Source organism: Micromonospora sp. NPDC003241 (assembly GCF_053589795.1).
Genome location: NZ_JBSFSO010000002.1, coordinates 219,885 through 246,564, shown reverse-complemented (window position 1 = coordinate 246,564; position 26,680 = coordinate 219,885). Strand labels below are relative to the sequence as shown.

Here is a 26,680-nt window from a genome sequence, read left to right as displayed (position 1 = left end):
CACGACCTGACTGAAAGTGATCGTCGGCCGTCCGGACCACCCCGGCCAGGCAACCGATGCCGAATTGCTTTCTGTAGGGGCTACCCGTACTCACGGGTACCGCGTTACCGTTTCGCCCCAGCAGCCGGGGTTCGCGGGGGGCGGACGCCTCGGCGCCGACGCGAACGGAAGGTTGGCCGGTGAGCGTGCAGGAATCAACGTTCCACGGCTTCGCCAACCCCGTCGACCCGAGTCCGGCGGAGTTGCGATCGTGGGCGTACCAGCCCGACTCGGTGCCGTTGACGTCCATGCCACCCGACTGGGACCTGCTGGTCTCCGGCGACCGGCTGATCATGACGCTGTTCGACCTGGCGATGGACGCGCACTGCCCGGCCCGCCGGTTCGCGCTGCACTGCCTCTACATCTATGCCGCCGACGGAATCCGGACGAACTTCCGGGCACACCCGAAGCGACGCTTCCGCAAGCTGGTCGACCAGGCCGAGCGCAACGGCGACGAGATGATGCGCACCTGGGCGCACAACAGCCGGGTGCTGCTGTCCCGGCCGGAGCTGTTCGTGTATCGCGAGTGGTGCGAAGGTGGGTTGGTTCGCGAGGGTCGGCGGCTCTAGTGGTTGCTGTGGGGGGTGTGGCCCTACCGTGCCCGGCTCCGGGCGGTCAGGCTTGATCCCTGCGCCGGGCACGGTAGGGCCACACCCAGCCGGCGGACGTGTCGTCGCCTGCCGACCTCGTGGGGGTTGACGTCTGTTGAGGGCGGGGCATGTCGGGGAGCAGCCGGGGGTGTGACTTGGGGGGTGTGGACGGGCCGGGAACCCCCGTGGCTCCCGGCCCGTACGTCTGTGGCCCCTCTGTGGTCTTCAGCGGGGTGGGCCGCCGTGTTCTCGGCGGTGCTGGTCGGTCCGCACCCGGCCGGCGCCGTGACCGGCTCGGCCCTGGTCCGGGCCGGCGGACCGGCCGCCCGACGGGGCGGGGCCGGTGGACCGGCCGCCCTGGCCGCTGAAACGACCGCTGCGGACCTGGTCGGCGAACCGCCCCTTGGTGATCCGGTCGAATCGCCGCTGGACGTTCTCGGACAACCTGTCGAGCCGGCGTTCCGCCTGCTCGGCCACCTTCTTCGCCGCGTCCGTCATGGCTCCCCCTGCCAGCGCCGAAGTCCGAATTGAGTTGTTTGGACCTGATTTTCAGCGTAACGGAGACGGGCTGGGGACGGGGTGGATTCGGCCCGGTCGTGGCCGCCAACACGATCCCGCCCCGAGCGCAGACACGAGACGGCCCCGGCGCGGTTGTCACCGCACCGGGGCCGGATATCGATCGTCAGCGGCCGGGGCTGCGTCGGGGACGCCAGACCACCAGGGCCGTGGAGGTCTGGTTCGTCGGCACCAGGTCACGCCCGGGGAAGCGGGCCAGCGACTCCAGCTCGGCGATCCGGCGGTACGCGGCCTCCAGCTCGGCCTCCAGGTGGGCGACCCGCTGCTGTGCCTGCTCGAACAGCCGCTCCAGGCCGATGATCCGCTTGATCCCGGCCAGGTTGACACCATCGTCCTGGCTGAGCCGCTGCACCTCGCGCAGCAGGACCACGTCCCGCACGCTGTAGCGGCGACCCCCACCGGCCGCCCGGCCGGCCTGCACCAGGCCGAGCCGGTCGTACTGGCGCAACGTCTGCGGGTGCATCCCCGCCATCCGCGCCGCGACCGAGATCATCAGCACCTTGGCCTCGTAGGTGGGGTCATCCGAACCGACGAACCCGTCCATCCCGTTCACCTCCGCACCGCTACACCCATCATCCGCTCCGACGCACCCGCGCGTCGAGATGTTCTCGCGCCGCCGGCGGGGTCTGCGCGGCGAACGTCTCCAGGGCCGCGCGTGCCTCGTCGGAGACCCGGGCCGGCACTACCACGTCGAGCGTGACGAGCAGGTCCCCGGTCTGGCCGTCCCGACGGCTGACCCCCTTGCCCCGGGCACGCAGGATCCGCCCGCTCGGCGTACCCGCCGGCACCCGCAGGGTCACCGCGCCGTCGAGCGTCGGCACCCGCAGGTCGGTGCCGAGCACCGCCTCGGTGAAGGTGATCGGCACGGTCAGCGTGAGGTCGTCACCGGAGCGCCCGAACAGCTCGTCCGGCCGCACCTTGACGTGCACGAACAGGTCTCCCGCCGGGCCGCCGCGCTCGCCCGGCTCGCCCCGGCCCGCCAGCCGGATCCGCTGTCCGTCGGCCACCCCGGCCGGGAAACGGACGTTGAGCGTACGGGCCTTGGTGACGCCGCCCGTGCCCTGGCACTCCGGGCACTTCTCGTCGACCACGGTCCCGGCGCCCTGGCAGTTGCGGCAGGGCTCGGCGAGGCTGAACGCACCCTGGTTGCGGTGGTTCACCCCGGCACCGTGGCAGACCTGGCAGGTCCTCGGCACGGTGCCCGGCTTCGCACCGTTGCCGTGGCAGGTGTCGCAGACCCCGGGTGCCCGCAGGGTCAGCGGCAGGGTCACCCCCCGGACCGCGTCGTCGAAGTCGAGCGCCACCTCGGTCTCGATGTCGCGTCCCCGGGCCGGGCCGGTAGCGCCTGCGCCACCCGCGCCGCCCGAGAAGATCGAGCTGAACAGGTCCGAGATGCCGCCACCGGCGAACCGGCCACCGCCGGCCGACTGCGCGTTGCCGAACAGGTCGGAGACGTCGAACGGCATGCCGCCGGGCTGGCCACCCGGGCGGGCACCGCGCCGGTACGCGCCCGAGCCGAACAGCGAGCGCATCTCGTCGTACTCGCGGCGTTTGGCGTCGTCACCGAGCACCGCGTACGCCTCGGAGACCGACTTGAAGCGCTCCTCGGCCTTGGGGTCGCCGGGGTTGTGATCCGGGTGCGACTCGCGGGCGAGCTTGCGGTACACCTTCTTGATCTCGTCAGCGGAGGCGGTCTTCGCCACGCCCAGGACCGCGTAGTAGTCCTTCTCGATCCAGTCCTTGGAACTCAACCGTCCACCTCCTCCCCACCTCCGGCTCCGGGCCGTCCCGCCCGCCGGAGTTCGGCGGGCGGGACGGCCCGGTCACCGTCGTGCACTATTCCGGGTCGGCGACCGCGACCATCGCGGGCCGCAACAACCGCTCACCGATCTGGTAGCCCCGACGCATCACCTGCACGCAGGTGGGCTCGGTGACGTCGGCCGAGGTCTGGTGCGCCACGGCCTCGTGCAGCGTCGGGTCGAACGGGTCGCCCTGCTCGCCGAACGGGGTCAGCCCGAACTTGCCCAGCGCGGTGGTGAGTTGCTCGGCCACCGAACCGAACGGACCGACCAGATCGCCGTGTTCCCGGGCCCGGTCCAGGTCGTCCAGGATCGGCAGCAGCGCGGCCAGCACCGAGCCGGTCGCCTGCTCGGTGACCAGGCCACGGTCCCGCTCGACCCGCTTGCGGTAGTTGGCGTACTCGGCGGTGACCCGTTGCAGGTCCCGAGTGCGCTCCTCCAGGTCGGCGCGGAGCGCCCCCACCTCGGCACCGAGCCCACGACCGGCCGCCTCGGACGGCTCCCCGACCGGCTTGGCCGGGGAGTCCACCACCGGCGGGCCGTCGGTGGTCGGTTCGCTCAGCGCCTCGGCCTCGACCTCGATCGCGTCGACCACGACCTCGGCGTCCTCGACCAGCCCCTCGGCAGGTACGTCGGAGCCGGCGTCGGCCGCCGTCCCCTCCGGCTCGCGGGTCTGGCTGATCTTGCGGTTGTTGCGGATGACGACGCGCGGCGTCTCACCGGCGGCCGGCTCGGACGCCGAGCCACCCGGCGCCGACCCGGTGTCGCCCGGGTCAGCGGCTCGTGGCTTCTCCGTCATACGACTACCTCATCCCTCTGCCCGTGAAGATCGCCTCGACCAGGACCGTCACTTCTTGTCCTCGTCCACGATCTCCGCGTCGACCACGTCGTCCGCGCCGGGCCGCGCGCCGCCGGCCGGACCGCCGGTGGCACCGGCACCAGCCGCACCAGCACCGGCGGCACCAGCACCGGCCGCGCCGCCCGCCTCGCCGCCCGGAGCCTGCTCGGCCTGCTGCGCGTAGAGCAGCGAGCCCGCCTCCTGGGAGACCTGCGCCAGCCGCTCGTGTGCCGACTTGATTTTATCGATGTCGCTACCACCGAGCGCGCCGCGCAGCTCACCGAGCGCCTCGTTCAGCTTGTCGCGGTTCTCGGCGGGCAGCTTGTCGCCGTTCTCGGCGAGGAACTTCTCGGTCTGCCACTGGAGGGCCTCGGCGACGTTGCGGCTCTCGGCCTCGTCGCGACGACGCTTGTCCTCCTCGGCGTGCTCCTCGGCGTCCCGGCGCATCCGCTCGATGTCATCCTTCGGCAGCGAGGAGCCGCCGGTGATGGTCATCTTCTGCTCCTTGCCGGTGCCCAGGTCCTTCGCGTGCACGTTGACGATGCCGTTGGCGTCGATGTCGAAGGTGACCTCGATCTGCGGCACGCCACGCGGGGCCGGCGGGAGACCGGTCAGCTCGAAGGTGCCGAGCTTCTTGTTGTACGCGGCGATCTCGCGCTCACCCTGGAAGACCTGGATCAGCACCGACGGCTGGTTGTCGTCGGCGGTGGTAAACACCTCGGACCGCTTGGTCGGGATGGTGGTGTTGCGCTCGATCAGCTTGGTGAAGATGCCGCCCTTGGTCTCGATGCCCAGGCTCAGCGGGGTCACGTCGAGCAGCAGGACGTCCTTGACCTCGCCCTTGAGCACACCGGCCTGGAGGGCGGCGCCGACGGCGACGACCTCGTCCGGGTTGACGCCCTTGTTCGGGTCGCGGCCGGTGAGCTGCTTCACCAGCTCGGTCACGGCCGGCATCCGGGTCGAACCACCGACCAGGATCACGTGCTCGACGTCCGAGACCTTGATCCCGGCGTCCTTGACCGCCTGCTCGAACGGGCCCTTGCAGCGGTCCAGCAGGTCCTGCGTCATCCGCTGGAACTCGGCCCGGCTGAGCGTCACGTCCAGGTGCAGCGGGCCGGCGGAGCCGGCGGTGATGTACGGCAGGTTGATGTTGCTGGTGGTGGCGGCGGACAGCTCGATCTTGGCCTTCTCGGCGGCCTCCTTGAGCCGCTGCAGCGCCATCTTGTCCTGCGACAGGTCGATGCCGTGCTCGCCCCGGAAGGTCTTGACCAGGTGGTCGATGATGCGCTGGTCCCAGTCGTCACCGCCGAGCAGGTTGTCACCGCTGGTCGACTTGACCTCGATGACGCCCTCGGCCAGCTCCAGCAGCGACACGTCGAAGGTGCCGCCACCGAGGTCGAAGACCAGGACGGTCTGCTCCTTGGAGCCCTTGTCCAGGCCGTACGCCAGGGCGGCCGCGGTCGGCTCGTTCACGATCCGCAGCACGTTGAAGCCGGCGATCTCGCCGGCCTCCTTGGTGGCCTGACGCTGGCCGTCGTTGAAGTACGCCGGGACGGTGATCACCGCGTCGGTGATCTGCTCGCCCAGGTACGCCTCGGCGTCCCGCTTGAGCTTCATCAGCGTCCGGGCCGAGATCTCCTGCGGGGTGTACTTCTTGCCGTCGATGTCGACGGACCAGTTGGTGCCGATCTCCCGCTTGACCGAGCGGATCGTCCGGTCCGGGTTCGTCACCGCCTGGCGCTTGGCCACCTCGCCGACGAGCACCTCGCCGTTGCGGGCGAACGCGACGATCGACGGGGTCGTCCGCGAGCCCTCGGCATTGGCGATGACGGTGGGCTCACCGCCCTCCAGGACGCTGACGCAGGAGTTCGTCGTGCCGAGGTCGATACCGACCGCACGTGCCATCTTCGCTTCCTCGCTTCGTAACGTTGTGCAGGTGACGGGCCCCCCGTCGCCCTGACCGGCGGCGCCGCCCACAGCGACCCCACCTCAAGTTGAGTGAACTTGACTCAATACTGCCACGCCTCCCGGAATCGTCAAGTCAGGGTTGAGTCGGGTTGGCGCAAGTCACCGTTCGATACCGACTGGTTGTCTTACCTTGTGTCGGTCGGGCACGCTTTAGCGGTGACGACGAACGGCGATTCCGCCTCACCTTTCGGCACGCCCGCCGTCGCAGCCCGCACCGGCTCCACCGGCGGGGAGGACCGGCCCGCGGCATTCGGGGACGACGCCCTGCCCGACGCGCTGACCAGCCTGCGGGCCGCGATCGGAGCGGCGCGTTTCCCGCTGGTCCTGCCCTCGGCGGAGCCTGCCGGCCGGACCGCCGCCGCTCTCGCCGACCAGCTCGACGACTACCTGATACCCCGGCTCTCCCGCCTCGACGCGCCGCTGCTGGTGGTGGTCGGCGGATCGACCGGCGCCGGCAAGTCGACCCTGGTCAACAGCCTGGTCCAGGCGCGGGTCAGCGCCGCCGGGGTGCTGCGGCCGACCACCCGCTCCCCGGTCCTGGTCTGCAATCCGGCCGACTCGCCCTGGTTCCGTCGCGGGGAGCTCCTCCCCGGCCTGACCCGCACCAACCAGCCCAGCGACGACCCCCGCTCGCTGCATCTGGTCACCGCCCCGGCCCTGGCCCCCGGGCTGGCGTTCCTGGACGCCCCCGACATCGACTCGGTGGTCGACGCCAACCGCGCGCTGGCCAACCAACTGCTCGCCGCCGCCGACCTCTGGCTCTTCGTCACCACCGCCGCCCGGTACGCCGACGCCGTGCCCTGGGAGCTGCTGCACGGGGCGCGGGCCCGGGGCGCGGTCATCGCGCTGGTGCTCGACCGGGTGCCCGCCGAGGCCACCGACGAGGTCGCCGCCCATCTCGCCGAGATGCTGGCCGAGCAGAACCTCGGCGCGGCACCGCTGTTCGTCCTGCCGGAGACCTGGGTCGATGGCCAGGGGCTGCTGCCGGACCGGGTCACCGCGCCGCTGGCGGACTGGTTCGCCCGGCTGGCCGCCGACGCGGACGCCCGCGCGGCGGTGGTCCGGCAGACCTTGGGTGGCGCGCTGGCCGCGCTGGCGCCGTCGGTCGAGAGTCTGGCCGTCGCCGCCGACGAGCAGGTGACCGCCGCCGACGCCCTCGACGAACGGGTGCTGGCCGCCTACCGGGCCGCGAACCGGATGGTCGAGCAGGGCCTGCGCGACGGGCGGCTGCTCCGGGGCGAGGTCCTGGCCCGGTGGCAGGAGTTCATCGGCACCAGCGACTTCTTCCGCAGCCTGGAGGCGCGGATCGGGCGGCTGCGCGACCGCCTCACGGCGACGTTCAGCCGACGTCCGGCTCCCGCCGTGGAGTTGCGCGACGCCATCGAGTCCCAGTTGACGACGTTGCTGCGGGGCGTGGCGGCCGAGGCGGCCGAGCACGCGCACACCGGGTGGAAGGCGCATCCGGCGGGTGCCGCACTGCTCACCCCGGATCTGGCGCACCACTCGGCCGACCTGCCCGAGCGGGCCGAGCGGCTGGTCCGGGACTGGCAACGCGGGGTGCTGGAGCTGGTCCGGGCCGAGGGCGGTGACCGGCGTTTCGTGGCCCGCACGGCGGCGTACGCGGTCAACGCCACCGGGTTGGCCGTCATGATCGCGGTGTTCGCCTCGACGGCGTTCATCCCGACCGGCCTGGAGGTCGCCACCGGGGCCGGGACCACCGTCGCCGGCCAGGCCGTACTTCAGGCGATCTTCGGTGACCAGGCCGTGCGTACGCTGGCCGCGAAGGCTCGGGAGGACCTGCTGGACCGGGTATGCGCGCTGCTCGACGAGGAGGCCGCCCGGTATCTGGGCCGGACCGACCAGGCCCGGCCGGCGGCCCGGCACGCGACGGCGCTGCGCGAGGCGGCCGCCCAGGTGGAGGCGGCCCGGACGCGCAGCGGTTTCGCCACGGACGATCGCAGTGGGGCGGCGGCGTGATGGGCATGGGGGGACGCCTCCGCGAGGCGTTGCGGATCAGCGACGGACGGGTGGACGCGGACCAGTTGGCCGCCCGATTGGAGGCGGTGCACCGCTTCCTCGGCCTCGTCGACGGATACCTTCCCGACACCCCGCTGAGCCCGGCGCGCACCCTGGTGGAACGGGCAGGCACCCGGTTGTCGCTCTCCCGTGACCACACCGTGGTCGCGCTGGCCGGCGCCACCGGCAGCGGCAAGTCGAGCCTGTTCAACGCGATGGCCGGCAGGAACCTGTCGCCGGTCGGAGTACGCCGCCCGACCACCGGCGTGACCCACGCCTGCGTGTGGGGCCCGCTCGACGGCGGCGCCCGGTTGCTCGACTGGCTCGGCGTGCTGCCCAAGCACCGGTTCGTCCGGGAGAGCCTGCTCGACGGCGATGACGAGTCCACCCTGCACGGGCTGATCCTGCTCGACCTGCCGGACTTCGACTCGGTGCAGCACGCGCACCGTCTGGAGGTGGACCGGCTACTCGGCCTGGTCGACCTGGTGATCTGGGTGGTCGACCCGGAGAAGTACGCCGACCGGGTGGTGCACGCCGCCTACCTGCGCGAGTTCCAGCGGCACCGGGACGTCACCCTGGTCGTGCTCAACCAGGCCGACCGGTTGCCCCCGGCCGAGGTGCCCCGGGTGCTGGCCGACCTGCGCCGGCTGCTCGACGCGGACGGGCTGGACGGCGTGCCGCTGCTGGCCACCACGATCGTCGAACCGAGCGGCCACGAGGTGCTCCGGACGGAGTTGGAACGCACGGTCGCCGAGCGGCAGGCGGCACTGCGCCGCCTCACCGGTGACCTGGACGCGGTCGTGGACACGTTGGACGACATGGTCGGGGCACCCCGGACGGCCCTCGCCGCCGACGACCCTGCGGTGGCCAAGCTGAACCGGGCGTTGAGCGCGGTGGCCGGGGTGCCGACCGTGCTCAGTGCGGTCGAGCAGGCGTACCGGCACCGGGCCGCGTCGCGTACCGGCTGGCCGTTGGTCCGGTTCTGGCGGCGGCTGCGCCCCGATCCGCTGCGCCGACTGCACCTGACCGGTCCGCAGCCCGGCGCCGACGACCCCGAGCAGGCCCTGGCCGCCGCGACGTCCGTACCCGAGCCCGGTGCGGCCGACAAGTCGGCGCTGGCCCTGGCGCTGCGTACGGTGGCGGAGCGGGCCGGTGAGGGACTGCCGAGCGCCTGGCCGGCGGCGGTGAGCGCGGCGGCCCGATCGCGCCTCGCCGACCTGCCGGACGCGCTGGACCGCGCGCTCGCCGGCACCGACCTGGGACTACACCGTCCCCGCACCTGGTGGCGCCTGGTCGGCGGGTTGCAGTGGGTGGTGACCGTCGCTGCGGTGGCCGGGTTGGGCTGGCTGTTCCTGGGCTACGCGCTGCGGATCCTGGGGTTGCCCGAGTTGGAGCATCCGATGGTCGGCGCGGTGCCGGCGCCGACGCTGCTGCTGCTCGGCGGGTTGCTGTCCGGGCTGCTGCTGGCCGCCCTGACCCGGCCGATCAGCCGGTGGGCCGCCCGCCGCGTACGCCGTCGGGCCGAGGACCGGCTGACCAGGGCGATGGGCCAGGTCGGCGAGGAGTACGTGCTGTCACCGGTGCGAGCCGTGATCGCCGCGCACGCCGACGCCCGGACCGTGCTGGAGGTCGCCCGGCACCGCTGAGCCTCGGTCGGGGGCCACGCCGGTCGGTTGGCTCGGCAACCGACTGCGTGACCGGCGGCGTAGTGTCGGGTCATGGCCACGCCACAGACCCCTTACGACGCGGTGCTGCACGCCGCTCGCGACGTGACCAAGCTCGATACGGCGCTGGACGCGGAGATGCTCGGCGCGGCGCTGCTGGGCAGCGTCTACGAGGTGGCGGAGACCGACCGGGAGACGGCGATCCGCGATTTCGTGGGCGGCTTCCTCGCCGCCACCTCGCGACGGCGGACCGCCGCGGCGACCACCGTCCGCGCGGTCTTCGCCGCTCTGGTCCCGGACGCCACCGGCGCCGACCGGGTACGTCCCGGCGCCACCGCACCCGCCTGGTCCGGGCAGCTCGGCAAGGTGCACCTCACCGGCGCCTGGGCGTACGGCGACGTGTACGGCGACCAGACCTCCTACCTGGCCACCTTCGCCTACGACGACGCCACCGGCGGGCCGGAGCACGCGCTGGTGGCCCTGGTCGACCACAACATCGGCATCACCAAGGACGTCTTCGTCGGCGGGCCGGCCGCCCGGATCCTCGACCAGGTCCGGCAGCTCTGCGCCGACGACGAGCTGACGTGGTTCCGGGAGGAGGAACCGGCCCGGATGCGTGACGAGGTGGGCCGCCACCTGGCGGTGACCGACCGCCTGGGGCAGTTGCCGGGCGCGGGCTCGCTCGCCACCGACCGCGCCCTGGTCGGGGCCCGGCTGGCGTTGCTACCGGCCACACCGTCGGCATCGGACCGGCCGGACGACGAACCGCTCACGGAGACCGAGCGCTCCGACCTGATCCGACGTTTCCTGGCCTCGCCGGAGGCGGCGCGGGCCGGGCTGGACAGCATCGACGGCGGGGACCTCGCTTCCCTGCACTTCTGCCTGGGCCTGCTGCTCGACCACGCGGCCACCTTCCCGGACACCGACCCGCTGCGGTGGAGCCCCACCGTGGCCGGGTTGTTCCTGCTCGACTGGGTGCACCGGCGGGCCGTACTCGACATGGACGACGCGGCGATGCTGCCCCGGGTGTTGCGCGCCTTCACCGCGTACGCGGCCCGCAAGCGGGGACTGCCGGCGTCGGCGGTGTCCGCGACGGACACCGGGATCGAGGAGATGGTGCCGGAGTTCGTCCGGCTCTACGCCACCGGTGAGCGGCGCAGCCCGGCGACCGCCGCCGTCGCCCAGTTGATGGCCGACGGCGTCGACCCGGACGACCCGGCTGCCCTGGACGCCTGGATCGAGGCCAACCGGCACCGCCTCGCCGACGACGGCTGACCGCGTCACGGCTCGACCAGGGTGAGTCGGCGGGGTGCGACGTCGACGGTGAGGCGCTGCCCCCAGTCGAGCGTGAGCCGGTCGGCCTCCAGCCCATCGGCGAAGACCACCAGGCCGTCGGACTCGGCGGTCAACTCCAGCCGGTCGCCGTCGTCGAGGCGGCCGGCGGTGAGGCTCACCCCGGTCACCGGGGACGGCCACGCCTCCCGGACGAACCAGCACAGGGCCGCCTCCTCCGGCGCGGGTGGGCGCGGCGCCCCCGGACGGTCCCGCGCGATGGACGCGCACCAGCCGGTCGCCCCCGTACCGCTGCCCACCACCACGCCCGAGGAGGAGTGCCGTTCCCGGCGCTCCCGCCCGTCGACCGGCACCGAGAGCAGATAGCGGGCGGACTGGTGGGAGGCGTGGCCGACGTACACCTCGTTGAGGCCGAGGAGTTCCTGCCCGTCGTCCAGGGCGGCGCGGACCATCGCCCGGGACCGGGTCGTCGCCCGCTGCGCCGCCACCGCCGGCAGCAGCGCGGCCAGCCCGTCCGCCCGGTGCCGGACCAGCACTCCGGCGTTGCGGCCCGGCTCCGGGTCGACCCCGATCACCGGCTGCCCGGTCAGGTACTTCGCCACGTTGGCGACCAGACCGTCCGGCCCGACGGCGACCACGACGTCCTCCGGCGCGAACAGGAAGCGCGGCAGGTCGTCGCGGTCCACCGCGCCGCGTCGCCAGTCGGCCGGCACGGCGGCGCCGACCGTCGTCAGCGCCGCTGCCAGTGCCTCGTGCCGGTCGATCACCTCGGTCAGCGACCGTCCCCGGGCGGCCAGGTACCACTCGGCGGCGGCCCGGGTGCCGTGCCGGGCCAGCAGCTCGTCCAGCTCACTGCGCCGGCTGACCACCACCACCCGGGGGGCCAGCCCCGGCCCGGCCCACCCGTCGGGGCCCCGGTCGGCGCTCATCGGCCGGGTGCCAGCCGACCGAGCAGGTCGGTCAGCATGTCCGGCGTGACGGTGAGCTGGCCGATCTGCGGCAACTGACCGGCGAGTTCCCGGACGGTCAGGGCCCGCAGCACCTCCGGCGGCAGCTCCGCGTACGCGGCCAGGCGGGCCGCCTCCGCCTCGGCCTCGGCGTGCCCGACGGCGCGTACGCCCTCGGCCTTCGCGGCGGCCAGCATCCGGTCCTTCTCGGCCTCGGCGGCGGCGAGCACCCGAGCCCGGTCGGCGGCAGCGGCGTCGGTCACCTTGTCCCGCTCGGCCCGTCCCTGGGCGGCGGCCAGTTCGGCGGCGGCCTCCAGCTCGGCCCGGCGGTGGGTGTTCGCCCCGTGCTGCTCGACGAGCTGCTGCTCGCGCCGGGCCAGTTCGATCTTGTTCTGGAGTTCGTTCTCGGCGATCGCGCGTTCCTGCTCGACGGCCTGCGCCCGACGGGCGTACGTGGCCCGGTCGGCCTGGACCTGCACCGCCTCCCGGGTGGGGGTCTGCAGGGCGCGTTCCAGCTCCGGCTCGGGCCGGATCGCCACCACCCGGGCGCTGACCACGGCCACCCCGATGTCGGCCAGCCGGGCCTCGGTGGCCAGCGCGTCGGAGACCGCCTCGCGGACCGGCGCGACGGTGGTCAGCGCCTCGGCCAGCGGCACCCGGGCGAGCAGGTCGAGCGCGGGTTGCTGGGCCAGCTCGGCCAGCAGGGTGGCCACCTGGTCCAGCGGGCGGGCCCGCGCCTTGCCGGTGCGCGGGTCGACCGAGAAGTCGAGCCGTCCGGCGGCCAGCGCCGGGTCGGCGACGCGGTAGGTGACGGTGGCCTGCACGGTGATGTCGGCGAAGTCGCCGGTGCGGGCGTGGAAGAGCAGCGGCAGCTCGCGGTCGTCCACCGGCACCTCGCTGAGCACGGCGCGCAGTGGGCGGTACCAGAACGACTGGCCCACTCCCTCGCGACGGATCCGGCCGCCCACGTGCAGGCGCACCCAACTGGTCGGGGTGCCACGCAGGTGGCGCAGGAACAGTCGCCTCGTCACGTCGGCCATGACTCTCGCCTCCCTTTGTCGTCTCCATGACGATAAAGGGTCTGCTACTTTGTCGTCAAGGTGGTGATAAAGAGATGAGCGAGTACCCGCCGTTCGCGGTGACCGTCGACCTGGTCGTGCTGACCGTGCGCGCGGAGCAGCTCTGCGTCCTGCTGGTCCGGCGCGGCATCGAGCCGTACCTGGACAGGTGGGCGCTGCCCGGCGGGTTCGTCGGGATCGACGAGGACCTGGCCGCCGCCGCCACCCGGGAGTTGGCCGAGGAGACCGGCCTGGCCGAGCCGGCCGGGCACCTGGAGCAACTCGGCACGTACGGCCGTCCCGACCGGGACCCGCGCGGCCGGGTCGTCACCGTGGCCTGGCTGGCGCTGCTGCCCGACCAGGCCAACCCGGTGGCCGGTACGGACGCCGCCTCGGCCGACTGGCTCCCGCTGGCGCGGCTGGTCCCCGGCCAGCTCGCCTTCGACCACGAGCGGATCCTGGCCGACGGCCTGGAACGGGCCCGGGCCAAGCTGGAGTACACCCCGTTGGCGGCCGCGTTCTGCCCGCCCGAGTTCACGGTGGCCCAGCTCCGGGCGGTCTACGAGACGGTCTGGGGGACGACCCTCGACCCGCGCAACTTCCATCGCAAGGTGACCGGCACGCCGGGCTTCCTGGACCCGGTCGGCCGCTCCACCGAGGGCGAGCGAGGTCGACCGGCACAACTGTTCCGGCGTGGACCGGCCGCGATCCTGCACCCACCGATGCTGCGACCCGACCCGCCGCGCCCGAGCTAGGGCTGAAGCACCGGAACCGCAGCGCTTGTGCGCGGGTGGCTCCGGCCGTTCAGGCGGCCCTCAACGCTCGGACGCGGGCCCGGTGGACTCCGACGCACACCCCCGCTTCCGAAGCCGGAACCGGGCGCGCGACCGGGCGTGGCCGTTACCGTCGGACGGCGGCAGCACCGGCCCGGGCAGCAGGCTGGACGGCGGGTCGGTCGGATCGGTCGGGTCACCCGAGATGGTCGGGCCGCCCGACGGCGGGTCACCCGTCTCCGTCGGTCCGTCCGAGGCGGTCGGATCGGTCGAGGCGGTCGGGCCGGTGGACTCCGACGGGTCCGGGGTGGTCCCCGGGTCGGTGGAGATGCTCGGGTCGACCGACGCCGTCGGGGAGGAGGGCGGATCGGTCGGCGAGGGCGAGGGCGAGGCGGTCGGCGGCGACGGACTCGGCGAGGGGATGGGCCTCGGCGTACGGCTCGGCGTCGGGATGGGCACCGGGGCCGGCGTGGTGGCGGGCGGCCGGGGCGCGGGCAGCGGGTCCGGCGGCTCCGGGCGGTGGCCCGGCGGCGGCGCGTACGGCAGGGCAGCCGGCATCGGACGCCGCTCCGGCCGGGGGTCGGTGGGCGGCGCGGCCGGGCCGACCGACGGCGGCGCGGGCGCCACGGTCGTCGGGATACCGCCGGGCGGCGGCGGGATCACCACCGGGCCGACCGAGGGCGTCGGGATGAACGGCGGCGTACTGCTGCCCGGCAGGGCGGTGCTGCCGACCGTCGCCGACCCGGTGCTGATCGCGGCCAGCACCGGCATCGAGGCCGTACCGGCGAGCAGCGCCACGGTCAGCAGGTAGCCCCGTGACGGCGTGGCGGCACGCGCGGCACGGTGGGCGCCCACCACCCGGCGATAGCCGCCGGGTGCCCGGTGCCGGCCGAGGAACGGCCCCCCGGGACCCTCACCTGGTTCGGACACCGCGCACTCCTCGTCGTCGACCCTGGCCGGGGCCGTCGACGCGGCCCCGGCGGACCGCCTGAGCTGGTTCGGGGGTCCGCCCGACCAGCGTGATTCAGTGACTCTGCGTCGGCCAACCCCACACCGCGTGTCGACACGCTTATCTGGCCGAATGGTGGCAAACCATCACCGGATCGGTCGCGCGTCGCATGACCCGGCACTCCGGTATTTCAGGTAACGAACCGGGCCCATCCTGGGACGCGGGGCAGGTGGAGTGTGGGGCGGCTCACCTCTGATGCGAATATGGAGTCACGACGGCAGCGCAGCCGGGACCTCCGCGCACCCACGCGGTAGGCGCGACTGGGCGTCGGCGCTCCCGAACCGGGTTCGGCCAAGAATCCGGCTCACGCCGCGCGGCAACCCCCACCGGGGCTATGCGTGGCCGCCAGGAACCGATCCCGGCACCAGCCGGGGCGGGCGCACGAGTCGCGCGGCCGGGTGACCCCCCGGTGCCGACGCAGACACGACAGGGAGAGACGGATGGCAAAGGGCGACCCCGGGGCCGGCCCCCGCGGCCGGCGAGCCGCACCCCGATCCAGGAAAGCCGCGACCGGCGACCCGGAACTCGTACAACTGCTCACCCCCGAGGGTGCGCGCGTCGACAGCGTGACCGGCCCGGACGGCGTCGAGTACCGCGTCGACTTCACCGACGAGGAGTACCGCGGCCTCTATCGCGACCTCGTGCTGGTGCGGAAGCTGGACGCCGAGGCGACCGCCCTGCAACGGCAGGGCGAGCTGGGCATCTGGGCGAGCCTGCTCGGCCAGGAGGCGGCCCAGGTCGGTTCCGGCCGGGCGCTGCGGACCCAGGACATGGCGTTCCCCACCTACCGCGAGCACGGCGTGCTCTATTGCCGGGGCATCGACCCGATCATGCCGCTGGGCCTGTTCCGCGGGGTCGACCAGGGCGGTTGGGACCCGAACGAGTTCAAGTTCAACATGTACACGATCGTCATCGGGGCGCAGACCCTGCACGCGACCGGGTACGCCATGGGCGTCGCGATGGACGGCAAGACCGGCACCGACGACGGCGAGGCGGTCATCGCGTACTTCGGTGACGGCGCCACCAGCCAGGGCGACGTCAACGAGTCGTTCGTCTGGGCCGGCGTGTTCAACGCCCCACTGGTCTTCTTCTGCCAGAACAACCAGTACGCCATCTCCGAGCCGCTGGAGCGGCAGACCCGCATCCCCCTCTACCGCCGCGCCGCCGGCTTCGGCTTCCCCGGCATCCGGGTGGACGGCAACGACGTGCTGGCCACGTACGCGGTGACCCGGCACGCGCTGGACAACGCCCGACACGGGCAGGGCCCGAGCCTGATCGAGGCGTACACGTACCGGATGGGGGCGCACACCACCTCCGACGACCCGACCCGCTACCGGATCGCCAGCGAGGTCGAGGCCTGGCAGGCCAAGGACCCCATCGCCCGGGTGAAGGCGTTCCTGGAGCGCGAGAAGATCGCCGACGCCGGCTTCTTCACCGAGGTCGACGAGCAGGCCCGCCGCGAGGCCGTGGACCTGCGAGAGCGGGTGCTGGCCATGCCGAACCCGGAGCCCACCACGCTCTTCGACCACGTCTACCCCAACGGGTCGCCGCTGCTGGACGAGCAGCGAGCGGAGTTCAGCCGGTACCTGGAGTCGTTCGAGGGGAGCGCGCACTGATGGCCACGGAGACGCTCACCCTCGGCAAGGCCCTCAACACCGGTCTGCGTCGCGCCCTGGAGAACGACCCGAAGGTCGTCATCATGGGCGAGGACGTCGGCAAGCTCGGCGGCGTCTTCCGGATCACCGACGGGTTGCAAAAGGACTTCGGCGACCAGCGGGTGATCGACACCCCGTTGGCCGAGTCGGGCATCATCGGCACCGCGGTCGGTCTGGCCATCCGCGGCTACCGCCCGGTCTGCGAGATCCAGTTCGACGGCTTCGTCTACCCCGCGTACGACCAGATCGTGTCGCAGGTGGCGAAGATGCACTACCGCTCGCGCGGCAAGCTGAACATCCCGATGGTGATCCGGATCCCGTTCGGCGGCGGCATCGGCGCGGTGGAGCACCACTCGGAGTCCCCCGAGGCGTACTTCGCGCACACCGCCGGGCTGAAGGTCGTCTCCTGCGCCAGCCCGCAGGACGCGTACGTGATGATCCAGCAGGCGGTCGCCTCGGACGATCCGATCGTGTTCCTGGAGCCGAAACGGCGCTACTGGGAGAAGGGCCAGGTCGACCTGGACGCCCCGCTCTCCGAGGCGTACCCGCTGCACTCGGCGCGGGTGGTGCGGGCCGGCACCGACGTCACCCTGCTCGCGTACGGCCCGATGGTCCGGACCTGCCTGGACGCGGCGACCGCCGCCGCCGAGGACGGCCGTGAGCTGGAGGTCATCGACCTGCGCACGCTCTCCCCGCTGGACCTCGGCGTGGTCTACGAGTCGGTGCGGCGCACCGGCCGCGCGGTGGTGGTGCACGAGGCACCGTCCAACGTGGGCCTCGGCGCGGAGATCGCGGCGCGGATCACCGAGGAGTGCTTCTACTCACTGGAGTCTCCGGTGCTGCGGGTGACCGGCTTCGACACCCCCTACCCGGCGGCCCGGGTCGAGGAGGAGTTCCTGCCCGACCTCGACCGGGTGCTCGACGCCGTCGACCGCTCCTTCGGCTGGTGAGCGGCATGTCCCGGATCAAGGAGTTCAACCTGCCCGACCTGGGCGAGGGCCTGACCGAGGGCGAGATCCTCGGCTGGCTGGTCAAGGTCGGCGACACCATCGAGCTGAACCAGCCGATCGTCGAGGTGGAAACCGCCAAGGCGGCGGTGGAGATCCCGGCGAAGTGGGCCGGTCAGGTGCACGCGATCTTCCACCCGGAGGGCACCACGGTCGAGGTCGGTACGCCGATCATCGCGATCGACACCGACCCGGGCGCCGGGCCGATCGGGTCCTCGACGACCGGCGCGCCCGCCGGTGACCTGCCCACTCCCTCGGCGGCCTCGTTGGCCGCCGTCGAGGTGGCGCCGGCCGAGGGTGCCGTGGAGCCGGGCCTGATCGGCGGCCCGGCACCGGGTGGCCGGACCGCTGTCCTGGTCGGCTACGGCCCACGGACCACCACGGCGAAGCGCCGTCCCCGCAAGGGCGCCGTCCCGGCCCAGGCCACCGCCGCTCCGGTCGCGCCCGCCCCGGTCACGCCCGCTGCGGCTCCGGTCGCGCCCGCCCCGGCGGTCAACGGCAACGGTCGACTCGCGGGCCTGGTGCTGGCCAAGCCGCCGGTGCGCAAGCTCGCCAAGGATCTCGGCGTGGACCTGAGCACGCTGACCGGGTCCGGGCCGTCGGGCTCGATCACCCGGGAGGACGTGCAGCGGGCGGCGACCCCGGCGGCGGAGCCGCTCACGGTCACCGCCTCGGCCCCGGCGGCGGCGAGCTTCGGCGCCGACCGCGAGCAGCGCATCCCGGTCAAGGGGGTACGCAAGCTCACCGCCGAGAACATGTCCCGGTCCGCTTTCACCGCCCCGCACGTCACGGAGTTCCTGACCGTGGACGTGACCCGGGCGATGAAGGCGCTGGACCGGCTGCGCGGTCGGCGGGAGTGGCGGGACGTACGCGTCTCGCCGTTGCTGCTGGTCGCCAAGGCGGTGCTGCTCGCGGTCAAGCGTCACCCGATGGTCAACTCGACGTGGGCCGGTGACGAGATCGTCGTCAAGGAGTACGTCAACCTCGGCATCGCGGCGGCCACCGAGCGGGGCCTGATCGTGCCGAACGTCAAGGACGCCGGTCGACTCACGCTGCGCGAGCTGGCCGACGCGTTGACCGACCTGGTGCAGACCGCCAAGGCCGGGAAGACCTCGCCGGCCGACATGTCCGGCGGCACCCTGACCATCACCAACGTCGGAGTGTTCGGGGTGGACACCGGTACGCCGATCCTGCCGCCGGGCGAGTCGGCGATCCTGGCCTTTGGCGCGGTCCGGGAGATGCCCTGGGTGCACAAGGGCAAGGTCAAGCCGCGCCTGGTCACCACGCTCGGCCTCTCCTTCGACCACCGCATCATCGACGGTGAGCTGGGCTCGAAGTTCCTGCGCGACATCGGCGACTTCCTCGCCGACCCGGAGGCGGCGCTGCTCGCCTGGACCTGATCCGCTCCACGACGGCCGGTGTGCCACGGGTGAACGCCCGGCACACCGGCCGTTGCCGCTGGTTGACGAAACACTCTTCACAGAAGGCAGTCGACCTAAGATTCGTAGGCTGGTGGCTCAGCTCACCTAATAATCGCTGGATGTTCCGCCCTGCTTGCGGTTGAATAGAGACATCGAGGGGCCGACAACCGAATAGCAGGAGGAGAACCCCCATGAGCATGATCGAGCGAATCCGTAGCCGCCGCGACGCCAGCCGCCGCGCCCGCGCCATCGAGCGGGCCCTGCGCTCCGCCAACTCGCCGGCGGTCCGTGACGAGATCCTCGTGATCGCCCAGCGTCACATGCACTGACGCCACACGACGTTAATCACCTCCTCCAGATCGACGCCCCGCCCGGGCACCCCGGGCGGGGCGTCGGCGTTCCACCGGCCATTGACACCGGGATACCGCCCCGCCGCAGCGCCCGGTACGGTGGGGCACGGTCGTCGTCCACGGCCGAGAGTGGTCGAGGCGATAGAAGCACCTCGACACCGATCGACGACGGACGGTGACGACGGACGCTCCCCGGGAGCCCATCGGCGGCCACCGGGATACGGTGCGGGGAGCCGGCACGGCCGGTGCGCCGGCACCGCCGGCTGCCCTGCCGAGACCATCGGCGACGGCGGCCGACATGTGATGGAGGAGGCGTACACATGACGTCCGAGGGCCCGCACCGCCCCGGCCAGGAGCCGGACGAGGTGCCGCCGGGCGGCGGACCGGCGCCATACGGCGACCGATCGGCTCAGCCGGACGGCGGGTACACCGCAACCGCCCCCGACCTCGGCTGGGCTCCCCCACCGCCCGCGCGACCCGACACACCCGCACCCTCCTGGGCGAACCAGCAGGGTGCCCAGTGGGGCAGCGCGCAGGCCACCCGACAGGCGGACGCCCCGCCCCCCGGCAACTGGGACCAGTCTCCTGCGCAGCAGTGGCCGGGCCAGGCCGACCAGGCCCCACCAGCCTGGGCGACGCCCGCCGCGCAGTCCACTCCGGACCAGCCCGCCTGGGCCACCGGCGGACAGCAGAGCCCGGCCTGGGGCGCCCCCACCACATCGGACGCTCCGCAGCAGCCGGAGTGGACGCCCCACCAGCCCACGTCCGGGCAGCCCGACTGGGCCACCGCGCAACCGACCTCCGGCCAGCCGACCTCCGGCCCGACCAACGGCTGGGGCGGCGGCCAGCAGCCGGAGTGGGCCACCGCACCACGAGACGACGATCACACCCCCGGCTGGGCCGCCCCGGCGTCCCCGCCCGAGCCGGCCCAGCCCGAGTGGGCACCGGCCGACCCGCCGGCACCGGTACGCGCCGAGCCGCCGGCACGGGCCACCGCGCAGGTCCCGCCGCCCAACCCGGCACCGCACCAGCCCGGCGTCGACGAGCCGGGCCGACCCGGCGCGTGGCAGCCCGAGCAGCAGGACCAGCCCGCCTGGGCCACCGGCCAGCAGCGCGAGCCCGCCCCCGGCTGGCCCGGCGACCAGCAGGCCGAGAGCTGGCAGCAGAGCGGTGACCGCCCGCCGCAGCCCGACTGGGCCACCCCGCAGCCGGACGCACCGGCCGACTGGGCGAGCGCCCGTGCGGCGGCCGAGGAGCGGCCGCAGTGGTCGACGCCGTCCCAGGAGCAGTCCGCCCCGGCGTGGGCCCCGTCCGAGCCCGCCACCGGATCGGCCCGCCCCACCGACGCCGGTCCGCCCCCGACCTGGGCGCCCGGCGGAGAGCCGCTGCCCTCGCGTACCGCCGCCGACCGGCCCGGAATGACCGATGTGGAACCGTGGGCGCCCGGCGAGGCGTGGGGCAGCAGCGGCGCTGCGGACTCCGGTCGGGCCGACGTCGACCCCGCAGCGGGTCGGTCCGGGGACACTCCGATCTACCAGCCCGCGCCGGCCCCCGGCATCTCGCCGAGCAACAAGGTGCCGTTGCCGCCGCAGGAGCAGCGGGTGCCCGGTGCCAGCCTGGCCGCCGTGCCGCCCGCCGACTACGGCCAACCGCCGGCGTACGGCACCGACCAGTCCGGGCCCGCCAACCACCCCGGCGACCAGGCGGGCGGCGGCATGGCCTGGGGACAGCCCGAGCCACGGCACGACGACCCGCAGGTCTCGGCCGCCCCGGTCATCCCCGCGCCCCGCACCAGCCCCGAGGCCGGCCGGGCCGTCCCGCCGACGGCCGCCGCCGGTGGGGTCTCCGCGAGCGCGTCGGTGCCGCTGGCCAGCCGGGTGACGCCGCCCGCCGACCACTCGGCACACCCCGCCGGGCCGCCCGCTGCGCAGTCGCGGGTGTACGGCCGCCCCGCCCGCCCCGAGTCCGGCGAGTCGACTCCGGAGCGGGACGAGCCGCCGGCACCCCGGTTCGACCAGAGCCCGGAGCCGCACTTCACCGACCGCGAGCCGCCGATCGGCGGGCCGGGCGTCTACTCCGGGTCGGCTGCTCCCGGCTCCCCGGTGGCACCACCGGCCTTCCCGGCCGGGATGCCTTCCTTCGCCGACTCGCCGCCGACCAGCCGCCCGGTCAACGGCACCAAGCCGCACCCGGAGCCGGAGCGTCCCGCCGACCCGTTCGGCGGCCCGCACGGCGGCGACGGCTTCGGCGGCCCGCCCGGTGGCGACCGCTTCGGCGGGCACCCCGGTGGCGACCCGTTCGGTGGTCCGGGTGCCGCACCCTCCTTCGGTGGCGCACCCGGTGACCGCTTCGGTGGTCCCGGCAACGACCACTTCGGCGCTCCGCCCAGCAACGACCACTTCGGCGCTCCGCCCGGCGGTGACCGCTTCGGGGCTCCGGGCGGTGAGCCCTTCGGTGGGCCGTCCGAGCGTCCGGGCGGCACCTACGGTGCCAAGCGTCCCGAGCCGGGCGCCGACCACACTGCGGCGTTCCCGCCGCCGGGGCAGTCGCCGCCGCAGTGGGGCGCGAACGTCGGCACCGGCTCCGGGCCGTCCGATCCGGAGCAGGGTCGCTTCGACTCCTTCAAGCCGGTGGCCGAACCGGCTCCGGAGACCCCGGCGCCGAAGGTCCGCAACGGTCGGGTCCTCGCCGCGGTGCTGGTCGCCGCAGTGCTCATCCTGGCCATCCCGCTCGGTCTGCTGCTGCTCCTCGGCAAGATCGGCGGATCGAACGAGGCAGGTGCCTTCGACCCGGCGGTCGGCTCCTGCGTCAAGCGGTCCGGCAACAGCGCGGTGTCCGCCAACTGTGACGAGACCGACGCCTTCACCGTGGTGTCCAAGGTCGAGACCCGGGACAGCTGCCCCGACCCGGCGATGCCGCTGGTGGAGCTCCGGGGCGTCTCGTCGAACCCGTTCCTCTGCCTGAAGCCGGCAACCGAGAGCTGATCACGTCACACCGAGGGCGGGGCACGGTCACCGTGTCCCGCCCTCGGTGTTCGTACCCGCAGCGCACGGGCACCGAGGTCCGGCCGGTAGGGCACGATGGGGTGCATGAGTGCACGCGTACGAGCACCCGAGCTCCGGGGTCGGGCCTGGTTGAACACCGGTGGCAAGGACCTGCGTCTGGCGGATCTGCGGGGTCGCATCACCGTCCTGGACTTCTGGACCTTCTGCTGCATCAACTGCCTGCACGTGCTGGACGAGCTGCGACCGCTCGAAGAGAAGTATGCCGACGTCCTCGTCGTGATCGGTGTGCACTCACCCAAGTTCGAGCACGAGAAGGACCCGGACGCCCTGGCCGCCGCCGTCGAGCGGTACGGCGTGCACCACCCGGTGCTCGACGACCCCGAGCTGGACATGTGGCAGCAGTACGCGGCCCGTGCCTGGCCGACCCTTGCCGTGGTCGACCCGGAGGGTTACGTGGTGGCCACGATGGCCGGTGAGGGTCACGCCGAAGGGCTGGCCCGACTGATCGACGAGCTGATCGCCACCCACGAGGCCAAGGGCACCCTGCGGCGGGGCGACGGCCCGTACGTGCCGCCGGCCGAGCCACGGACGACACTGCGCTTCCCCGGCAAGGCGGTGGCCCTGCCCGACGGCGGCCTGCTGGTGTCGGACTCGGCCCGGCACCGGGTGGTCGAGCTGGCCGACGACGGCGAGACGGTGGTCCGCACCATCGGCACCGGCAGCCGGGGCCGGGGCGACGGACCGGCCGAGGCCGCCACCTTCTCCGAGCCGCAGGGCCTGTGCCTGCTGCCCGAGCACGTCGCCGAGGTCGCCGGTTACGACCTGGTGGTCGCCGACACCGTCAACCACCTGCTGCGCGGCGTACGGCTGGCCACCGGCGAGGTGGTCACCGTGGCCGGCACCGGCCGTCAGTGGCGTTCCACGGTCGACGACCACGCGCACGACGCGCTCTCGATCGACCTCTCCTCTCCGTGGGACCTCGCCTGGTACGACGACCGCATCGTCATCGCGATGGCCGGCATCCACCAGCTCTGGTGGTTCGACCCGATCAAGCGCACCGCCGGGATGTACGCCGGCACCACCGTGGAGGCGCTGCGGGACGGCCCGTTGGCCGAGGCGTGGCTGGCCCAGCCGTCCGGGCTCTCGGTCTCCGCCGACGGCACCCGCCTCTGGGTGGCCGACAGCGAGACCAGCGCCGTCCGGTACGTCGAGAACGGTGTCCTGCGTACCGCCGTGGGCCAGGGGTTGTTCGACTTCGGTCACGTGGACGGGCCGGCGGCGCAGGCGCTGCTCCAGCACCCGCTCGGCGTCTGCGCGCTGCCCGACGGGTCGGTGCTGATCGCGGACACCTACAACGGCGCGGTACGCCGCTACGACCCCGCGACCGAGCGGGTCTCCACGGTGGCCACCGAACTCGGCGAACCGAGCGACCTGGTGCTCACGCCCGACGGCGCGGTGCTGGTGGTGGAGTCGTCCGCGCACCGGATCACCCGGTTGGCCCCGGGTGCGCTCTCGGCGGCCGGGGCGGACACCGTCGACGGCCCCCGGCACCGCACCGAACGCAAGCCGACCGACCTGGCCGCCGGGGAGGTCATGCTGGACGTCGTCTTCACGCCGGCGCCGGGGCAGAAGCTGGACGAGACGTACGGCCCGTCGACCCGCCTGGTGGTCTCCGCGTCGCCGCCGGAGCTGCTGTTGGAGGGGACGGGCACCGGCACCGACCTGTCCCGCCGACTGGTGATCGACGGTTCGGTGACCGACGGCGTGCTCCAGGTGACCGCCCAGGCGGCCACCTGTGACGCGGACGTCGAGCACGCGGCCTGTCACCTGACCCGGCAGGACTGGGGCGTGCCGCTGCGGGTGGTCCCCGACGGTGGCACCCGCCTCCCGCTGGTGCTGCGCGGCATGGACGCCGGCTGAAAGTGAAAGGAGGGGTCCCCTGCTAACGCCTGCGGTATAGCAGGGGACCCCTCCTAACATCTACTCAGCTGAACGCGGTCGGCGTCACTCCGGCGTCGATCAGGGCGGCGCGGACGAGTTCCGCGGCGGCCACCGCGCCGGGGCTGTCGCCGTGCAGGCAGATCGACTCGACGACACACGGGATCACGCTCCCGTCGACGGCCGTCACCGCGCGCTCGGTGGCCATCCGCACCGCCCGGTTCGCCACCTTCTGAGCGTCGCTGACCAGCGCGTCGGGCGAGGTGCGCGGCACCAGCCGGCCGTTGGGCAGATAGTTGCGGTCGGCGAACCCCTCGGCCACCACGCGCATCCCGGCACCCTGGGCGAGCTGGGCCAGCACCGAGCCGGGCGGGCAGAGCAGCGGCAGGTCCCGGTCGAAGTCGTCGACCGCCGCGACGATCGCCGCCGCCGGCATCTCCTCGCACGCCGCCGCGTGATAGAGCGCCCCGTGCGGCTTGAGGTAGCGGACCCGGGTGCGGTACGCCCGGCAGAACGCGTGGAGCGCGCCGAGCTGATAGAGCACCTCGTCCCGCAGCTCGGCGAACTCGTACGCGATGGCCCGCCGGCCGAATCCGGCGAGGTCCCGGTAGCCGACCTGCGCACCGATCGCCACCCCCCGCTGCGCCGCCGTGGCACAGACCCGACGCATCGTGGGCGCGTCCCCGGCGTGGAAGCCGCAGGCGACGTTGGCGGAGGTGATCAGATCAAGCAGGGCCTCGTCGTCGCCGAGCGGCCAGATACCGAATCCCTCACCGAGGTCAGCGTTCAGGTCCATGAAATCTGACCGTAGTGCCTGGACGGGCCTGCGCGAGCGGGGTCACGTCGTCCACCACCGCGATGACCGGATAGCCGCCGGTGGTGGGATGGTCGGCGAGGAAGACCAGCGGTTGGCCGTCCGCCGGCACCTGCACCGCGCCGAGAACGATGCCCTCGCTGGGCAGTTCACCGGCCACCGCGCGGGGCAGCGGCGCGCCGGACAGCCGCGCACCGACCCGGTTGCTCAACGGACTCACCTGGTACGCCGTGCCGAGCAGCCGGTCCAGCGCGGCCGGGGTGAACCAGTCCTGCCGTGGACCGAGCCGCACCGTCAGGTGCACCTCCGCCGGGAACGGCGGCGGCACGGTGAGGTCGACGGGCGCGGGCGGACCGGGCACGACACCGAGCGGCAGCAGATCGCCGTCGCGCAGCGGTGCCGGTCCGAGCCCGGCGAGTGTGTCCGTGGACCGGCTGCCCAGCACCGGGTCCACCGCGATGCCCCCGGCTACCGCCAACCAGCAGCGCAGACCCCGTCGGGCGGGACCTATCCGGAGCACCGCCCCGCCCGGCACGGCCAGCGGGCGACCGGTGTCGCCGGGCCGCGTACCGATCCACACGTCGGCCTCGGCGCCCACCACCGCGACCGTGGCGGCCCGGTTCATCCGCAGGTCGCAGCCGGTCAAAGTGATCTCCAGTCCAGCCGCCGACTCCGGATTGCCGACCAGGCGGTTGGCCAGCCGCAACGCCGCCGGGTCGAGCGCACCGGCACGCGGCACCCCGAGATGCGCCCAGCCGACGCGTCCCTGATCCTGCACCGTGGTCAACGCCCCAGCCCGCAGCACCTCGACGGTCGCCGCCTCGGCGCGCTGCGGACCACGGGCCGTTCCGCCGGTCACGCCGGCACCAGCCGGACGCGGGTACCGGGCGTGAGCAGCGCAGGCGGCTCCGCCGTCACGTCGAACAGGGTCAGCCCGGTCCGTCCGACCAGCAGCCAGCCGCCGGGCGAGGCGGTCGGATAGATCCCGGCGTACGGCCCGGCCAGCCCGACCGAACCGGCCGGCACCCGGGGACGGGGGGTGGCCAGCCGGGGCACCGCCAGTTCGGCGGGCAACCCGGTCAGGTACCCGAAGCCGGGCGCGAAGCCGCAGAACGCCACCCGGAACTCGGTGTCCCGCAGCCGACGCACCACCGCCGGTACGTCCACCCGCCAGAGTTCGGCGACTCGTGGCAGATCCTCCCCGTCGAAGCTGACCGGCACCTCGACCAGCCCACCGCCACCGCCCCACCCCGCCCTTTCCCCTGTCCCGGCCCCCACCGAGGCCCCCAACGCCGCAGCCTCCATCGCGGGCTCACGCTCCGTCGCGGGCTCACGCTCCGTCGCGGGCTCACGCTCCGTCGCGGGCTCACGCTCCGTCGCGGGCTCTCCGCGTCGATCATCGAGTTGTGGTCGAGAATTTGTCTCGTTGTGTGGCTCTTTGTCGCAGCCACAACTCCATGATCGACGGGGTGAAGTGGGGCAGTTCGCGCTTGGGTCGGACGCGGGCGCGGGGTCGGACGCGGGCGCGGGGTCGGACGCGGGCGCGGGGTCGGACGCGGGCGCGGGGTCGGACGCGGGCGCGGTCGCGGGGTCAGGGTCAGTGTCGGGCGCGGGCGCAGGCGCAGGCGCGGGGTTGGACGCGAGTCGGAGGGTGGGGGTCCAGTCGGCTATGCGGGTGGCGGTTGCCTCCAGGTCCGGCACGCCGTCGAGCAGGACGGTCGTGGCGGCCGGCACGATCTCGTCGGCGACCAGGTCACCCTCCTCGCGGCGACGCCACAGCTCGGCTCGCCACGCCTCGACCAGCCCGGCGACCGTCCCGCCACTGGTCGGAGAGCCGCCCGTCGGGGAACCGCCCGTCGGAGAGCCCTCCGTCGGGGAACCGTCCGTCGGGGAACCGTCTCTCGGAGAGCCGTCGGTCGG

21 protein-coding genes and 2 pseudogenes are annotated in these 26,680 nt (G+C 73.5%); 12 read left to right on the top strand and 11 right to left on the bottom strand.

Going from position 1 to position 26,680, the window contains the following annotated elements:
* The first annotated feature begins 179 nt into the window (after positions 1–179).
* Positions 180–608, top strand: a complete 429-nt coding sequence (locus ACWDVW_RS02925) for a hypothetical protein (RefSeq protein ID WP_396696562.1) — start codon at positions 180–182, stop codon at positions 606–608.
* Positions 609–854: 246 nt separating this feature from the next.
* On the opposite strand, the gene ACWDVW_RS02920 is transcribed toward ACWDVW_RS02925, so the two are convergent.
* The 5 genes from ACWDVW_RS02920 to dnaK form a co-directional block, all read right to left on the bottom strand.
* Positions 855–1,127 (bottom strand): hypothetical protein, encoded by a 273-nt coding sequence (locus ACWDVW_RS02920; protein WP_449944002.1) that lies wholly within the window; start codon positions 1,125–1,127, stop codon positions 855–857.
* A 184-nt stretch (positions 1,128–1,311) separates the two neighbouring features.
* Positions 1,312–1,749, bottom strand: a complete 438-nt coding sequence (locus ACWDVW_RS02915) for a heat shock protein transcriptional repressor HspR (RefSeq protein ID WP_350697629.1) — start codon at positions 1,747–1,749, stop codon at positions 1,312–1,314.
* Between the two features lie 28 nt (positions 1,750–1,777).
* Complete coding sequence (gene dnaJ, locus ACWDVW_RS02910; RefSeq protein ID WP_449943999.1) at positions 1,778–2,956, bottom strand: molecular chaperone DnaJ; 1,179 nt, start codon at positions 2,954–2,956, stop codon at positions 1,778–1,780.
* A gap of 85 nt (positions 2,957–3,041) precedes the next feature.
* On the bottom strand, positions 3,042–3,803 hold the full coding sequence (gene grpE, locus ACWDVW_RS02905; RefSeq protein WP_449943997.1) for a nucleotide exchange factor GrpE: 762 nt from the start codon (positions 3,801–3,803) through the stop codon (positions 3,042–3,044).
* A 48-nt stretch (positions 3,804–3,851) separates the two neighbouring features.
* Positions 3,852–5,747 carry a molecular chaperone DnaK gene (gene dnaK / locus ACWDVW_RS02900; protein ID WP_449943994.1) on the bottom strand — a complete coding sequence of 632 codons (1,896 nt, stop codon included), beginning with the start codon at positions 5,745–5,747 and terminating at the stop codon, positions 3,852–3,854.
* Between the two features lie 219 nt (positions 5,748–5,966).
* Between dnaK and ACWDVW_RS02895 the strand changes: the two genes are divergently transcribed.
* The 3 genes from ACWDVW_RS02895 to ACWDVW_RS02885 all read left to right on the top strand — a co-directional run bounded on the left by ACWDVW_RS02895 (position 5,967) and on the right by ACWDVW_RS02885 (position 10,765).
* On the top strand, positions 5,967–7,787 hold the full coding sequence (locus tag ACWDVW_RS02895) for an ABC transporter (protein ID WP_449943991.1): 1,821 nt from the start codon (positions 5,967–5,969) through the stop codon (positions 7,785–7,787).
* A 5-nt stretch (positions 7,788–7,792) separates the two neighbouring features.
* Positions 7,793–9,472 carry a GTPase family protein gene (locus ACWDVW_RS02890; protein ID WP_449943989.1) on the top strand — a complete coding sequence of 560 codons (1,680 nt, stop codon included), beginning with the start codon at positions 7,793–7,795 and terminating at the stop codon, positions 9,470–9,472.
* A gap of 72 nt (positions 9,473–9,544) precedes the next feature.
* Positions 9,545–10,765, top strand: a complete 1,221-nt coding sequence (locus tag ACWDVW_RS02885) for a hypothetical protein (RefSeq protein ID WP_449943986.1) — start codon at positions 9,545–9,547, stop codon at positions 10,763–10,765.
* A gap of 5 nt (positions 10,766–10,770) precedes the next feature.
* On the opposite strand, the gene ACWDVW_RS02880 is transcribed toward ACWDVW_RS02885, so the two are convergent.
* Complete coding sequence (locus tag ACWDVW_RS02880; protein ID WP_396744050.1) at positions 10,771–11,712, bottom strand: hypothetical protein; 942 nt, start codon at positions 11,710–11,712, stop codon at positions 10,771–10,773.
* Entirely contained in the window at positions 11,709–12,770 is a 1,062-nt protein-coding gene (locus tag ACWDVW_RS02875; protein WP_396744047.1) for an SPFH domain-containing protein, read from the bottom strand. Before ACWDVW_RS02875 ends, ACWDVW_RS02880 begins: the two co-directional genes overlap by 4 nt.
* Before the next feature lie 74 nt (positions 12,771–12,844).
* Between ACWDVW_RS02875 and ACWDVW_RS02870 the strand changes: the two genes are divergently transcribed.
* From ACWDVW_RS02870 to ACWDVW_RS02835, 8 genes are all read left to right on the top strand, one after another.
* The gene (locus ACWDVW_RS02870) at positions 12,845–13,543 is read left to right on the top strand and encodes an NUDIX hydrolase (RefSeq protein ID WP_449943982.1); all 699 of its coding nucleotides are present in this window, start codon (positions 12,845–12,847) and stop codon (positions 13,541–13,543) included.
* A 223-nt stretch (positions 13,544–13,766) separates the two neighbouring features.
* The gene (locus tag ACWDVW_RS02865) at positions 13,767–14,372 is read left to right on the top strand and encodes a hypothetical protein (protein WP_449943979.1); all 606 of its coding nucleotides are present in this window, start codon (positions 13,767–13,769) and stop codon (positions 14,370–14,372) included.
* 638 nt (positions 14,373–15,010) lie between these two features.
* Entirely contained in the window at positions 15,011–16,186 is a 1,176-nt protein-coding gene (gene pdhA, locus ACWDVW_RS02860; RefSeq protein ID WP_396744038.1) for a pyruvate dehydrogenase (acetyl-transferring) E1 component subunit alpha, read from the top strand.
* Positions 16,186–17,175 carry an alpha-ketoacid dehydrogenase subunit beta gene (locus ACWDVW_RS02855; RefSeq protein WP_449943976.1) on the top strand — a complete coding sequence of 330 codons (990 nt, stop codon included), beginning with the start codon at positions 16,186–16,188 and terminating at the stop codon, positions 17,173–17,175. Before pdhA ends, ACWDVW_RS02855 begins: the two co-directional genes overlap by 1 nt.
* 5 nt (positions 17,176–17,180) lie before the next feature.
* Positions 17,181–18,632 carry a dihydrolipoamide acetyltransferase family protein gene (locus tag ACWDVW_RS02850; RefSeq protein WP_449944194.1) on the top strand — a complete coding sequence of 484 codons (1,452 nt, stop codon included), beginning with the start codon at positions 17,181–17,183 and terminating at the stop codon, positions 18,630–18,632.
* Positions 18,633–18,844: 212 nt separating this feature from the next.
* A complete protein-coding gene (locus ACWDVW_RS02845) occupies positions 18,845–18,982 on the top strand; it encodes a hypothetical protein (RefSeq protein ID WP_162854370.1) in 138 nt (45 codons plus the stop codon).
* A 341-nt stretch (positions 18,983–19,323) separates the two neighbouring features.
* Positions 19,324–21,987, top strand: a complete 2,664-nt coding sequence (locus ACWDVW_RS02840) for an LppU/SCO3897 family protein (RefSeq protein ID WP_449943973.1) — start codon at positions 19,324–19,326, stop codon at positions 21,985–21,987.
* 105 nt (positions 21,988–22,092) lie between these two features.
* Positions 22,093–23,928 (top strand): NHL domain-containing thioredoxin family protein, encoded by a 1,836-nt coding sequence (locus ACWDVW_RS02835; RefSeq protein ID WP_449943970.1) that lies wholly within the window; start codon positions 22,093–22,095, stop codon positions 23,926–23,928.
* A 64-nt stretch (positions 23,929–23,992) separates the two neighbouring features.
* On the opposite strand, the gene ACWDVW_RS02830 is transcribed toward ACWDVW_RS02835, so the two are convergent.
* The 4 genes and pseudogenes from ACWDVW_RS02830 to ACWDVW_RS02815 all read right to left on the bottom strand — a co-directional run.
* A complete protein-coding gene (locus ACWDVW_RS02830; RefSeq protein WP_449943967.1) occupies positions 23,993–24,742 on the bottom strand; it encodes a LamB/YcsF family protein in 750 nt (249 codons plus the stop codon).
* Complete coding sequence (locus tag ACWDVW_RS02825) at positions 24,726–25,619, bottom strand: 5-oxoprolinase subunit C family protein (RefSeq protein WP_449943964.1); 894 nt, start codon at positions 25,617–25,619, stop codon at positions 24,726–24,728. The genes ACWDVW_RS02830 and ACWDVW_RS02825 overlap by 17 nt, the downstream gene beginning before the upstream one ends.
* Positions 25,616–26,065: pseudogene (locus tag ACWDVW_RS02820) on the bottom strand (5-oxoprolinase subunit B family protein); the annotation flags it as partial. The pseudogene ACWDVW_RS02820 and the gene ACWDVW_RS02825, both read right to left, overlap by 4 nt.
* Before the next feature lie 386 nt (positions 26,066–26,451).
* Positions 26,452–26,563: pseudogene (locus tag ACWDVW_RS02815) on the bottom strand (allophanate hydrolase subunit 1); the annotation flags it as partial.
* Positions 26,564–26,680 lie beyond the last annotated feature (117 nt).

Bases quoted from the DNA above. Each gene is read 5' to 3' on its own strand.
- ACWDVW_RS02920 (WP_449944002.1), bottom strand. From the start codon at position 1,127: ATGACGGACGCGGCGAAGAAGGTGGCCGAGCAGGCGGAACGCCGGCTC.
- ACWDVW_RS02915 (WP_350697629.1), bottom strand. From the start codon at position 1,749: ATGGACGGGTTCGTCGGTTCGGATGACCCCACCTACGAGGCCAAGGTG.
- grpE (WP_449943997.1), bottom strand. From the start codon at position 3,803: ATGACGGAGAAGCCACGAGCCGCTGACCCGGGCGACACCGGGTCGGCG.
- dnaK (WP_449943994.1), bottom strand. From the start codon at position 5,747: ATGGCACGTGCGGTCGGTATCGACCTCGGCACGACGAACTCCTGCGTC.
- ACWDVW_RS02890 (WP_449943989.1), top strand. From the start codon at position 7,793: ATGGGGGGACGCCTCCGCGAGGCGTTGCGGATCAGCGACGGACGGGTG.
- ACWDVW_RS02885 (WP_449943986.1), top strand. From the start codon at position 9,545: ATGGCCACGCCACAGACCCCTTACGACGCGGTGCTGCACGCCGCTCGC.
- ACWDVW_RS02880 (WP_396744050.1), bottom strand. From the start codon at position 11,712: ATGAGCGCCGACCGGGGCCCCGACGGGTGGGCCGGGCCGGGGCTGGCC.
- ACWDVW_RS02875 (WP_396744047.1), bottom strand. From the start codon at position 12,770: ATGGCCGACGTGACGAGGCGACTGTTCCTGCGCCACCTGCGTGGCACC.
- ACWDVW_RS02870 (WP_449943982.1), top strand. From the start codon at position 12,845: ATGAGCGAGTACCCGCCGTTCGCGGTGACCGTCGACCTGGTCGTGCTG.
- ACWDVW_RS02865 (WP_449943979.1), top strand. From the start codon at position 13,767: ATGGTCGGGCCGCCCGACGGCGGGTCACCCGTCTCCGTCGGTCCGTCC.
- pdhA (WP_396744038.1), top strand. From the start codon at position 15,011: ATGGCAAAGGGCGACCCCGGGGCCGGCCCCCGCGGCCGGCGAGCCGCA.
- ACWDVW_RS02855 (WP_449943976.1), top strand. From the start codon at position 16,186: ATGGCCACGGAGACGCTCACCCTCGGCAAGGCCCTCAACACCGGTCTG.
- ACWDVW_RS02850 (WP_449944194.1), top strand. From the start codon at position 17,181: ATGTCCCGGATCAAGGAGTTCAACCTGCCCGACCTGGGCGAGGGCCTG.
- ACWDVW_RS02845 (WP_162854370.1), top strand. From the start codon at position 18,845: ATGAGCATGATCGAGCGAATCCGTAGCCGCCGCGACGCCAGCCGCCGC.
- ACWDVW_RS02840 (WP_449943973.1), top strand. From the start codon at position 19,324: ATGACGTCCGAGGGCCCGCACCGCCCCGGCCAGGAGCCGGACGAGGTG.
- ACWDVW_RS02835 (WP_449943970.1), top strand. From the start codon at position 22,093: ATGAGTGCACGCGTACGAGCACCCGAGCTCCGGGGTCGGGCCTGGTTG.
- ACWDVW_RS02830 (WP_449943967.1), bottom strand. From the start codon at position 24,742: ATGGACCTGAACGCTGACCTCGGTGAGGGATTCGGTATCTGGCCGCTC.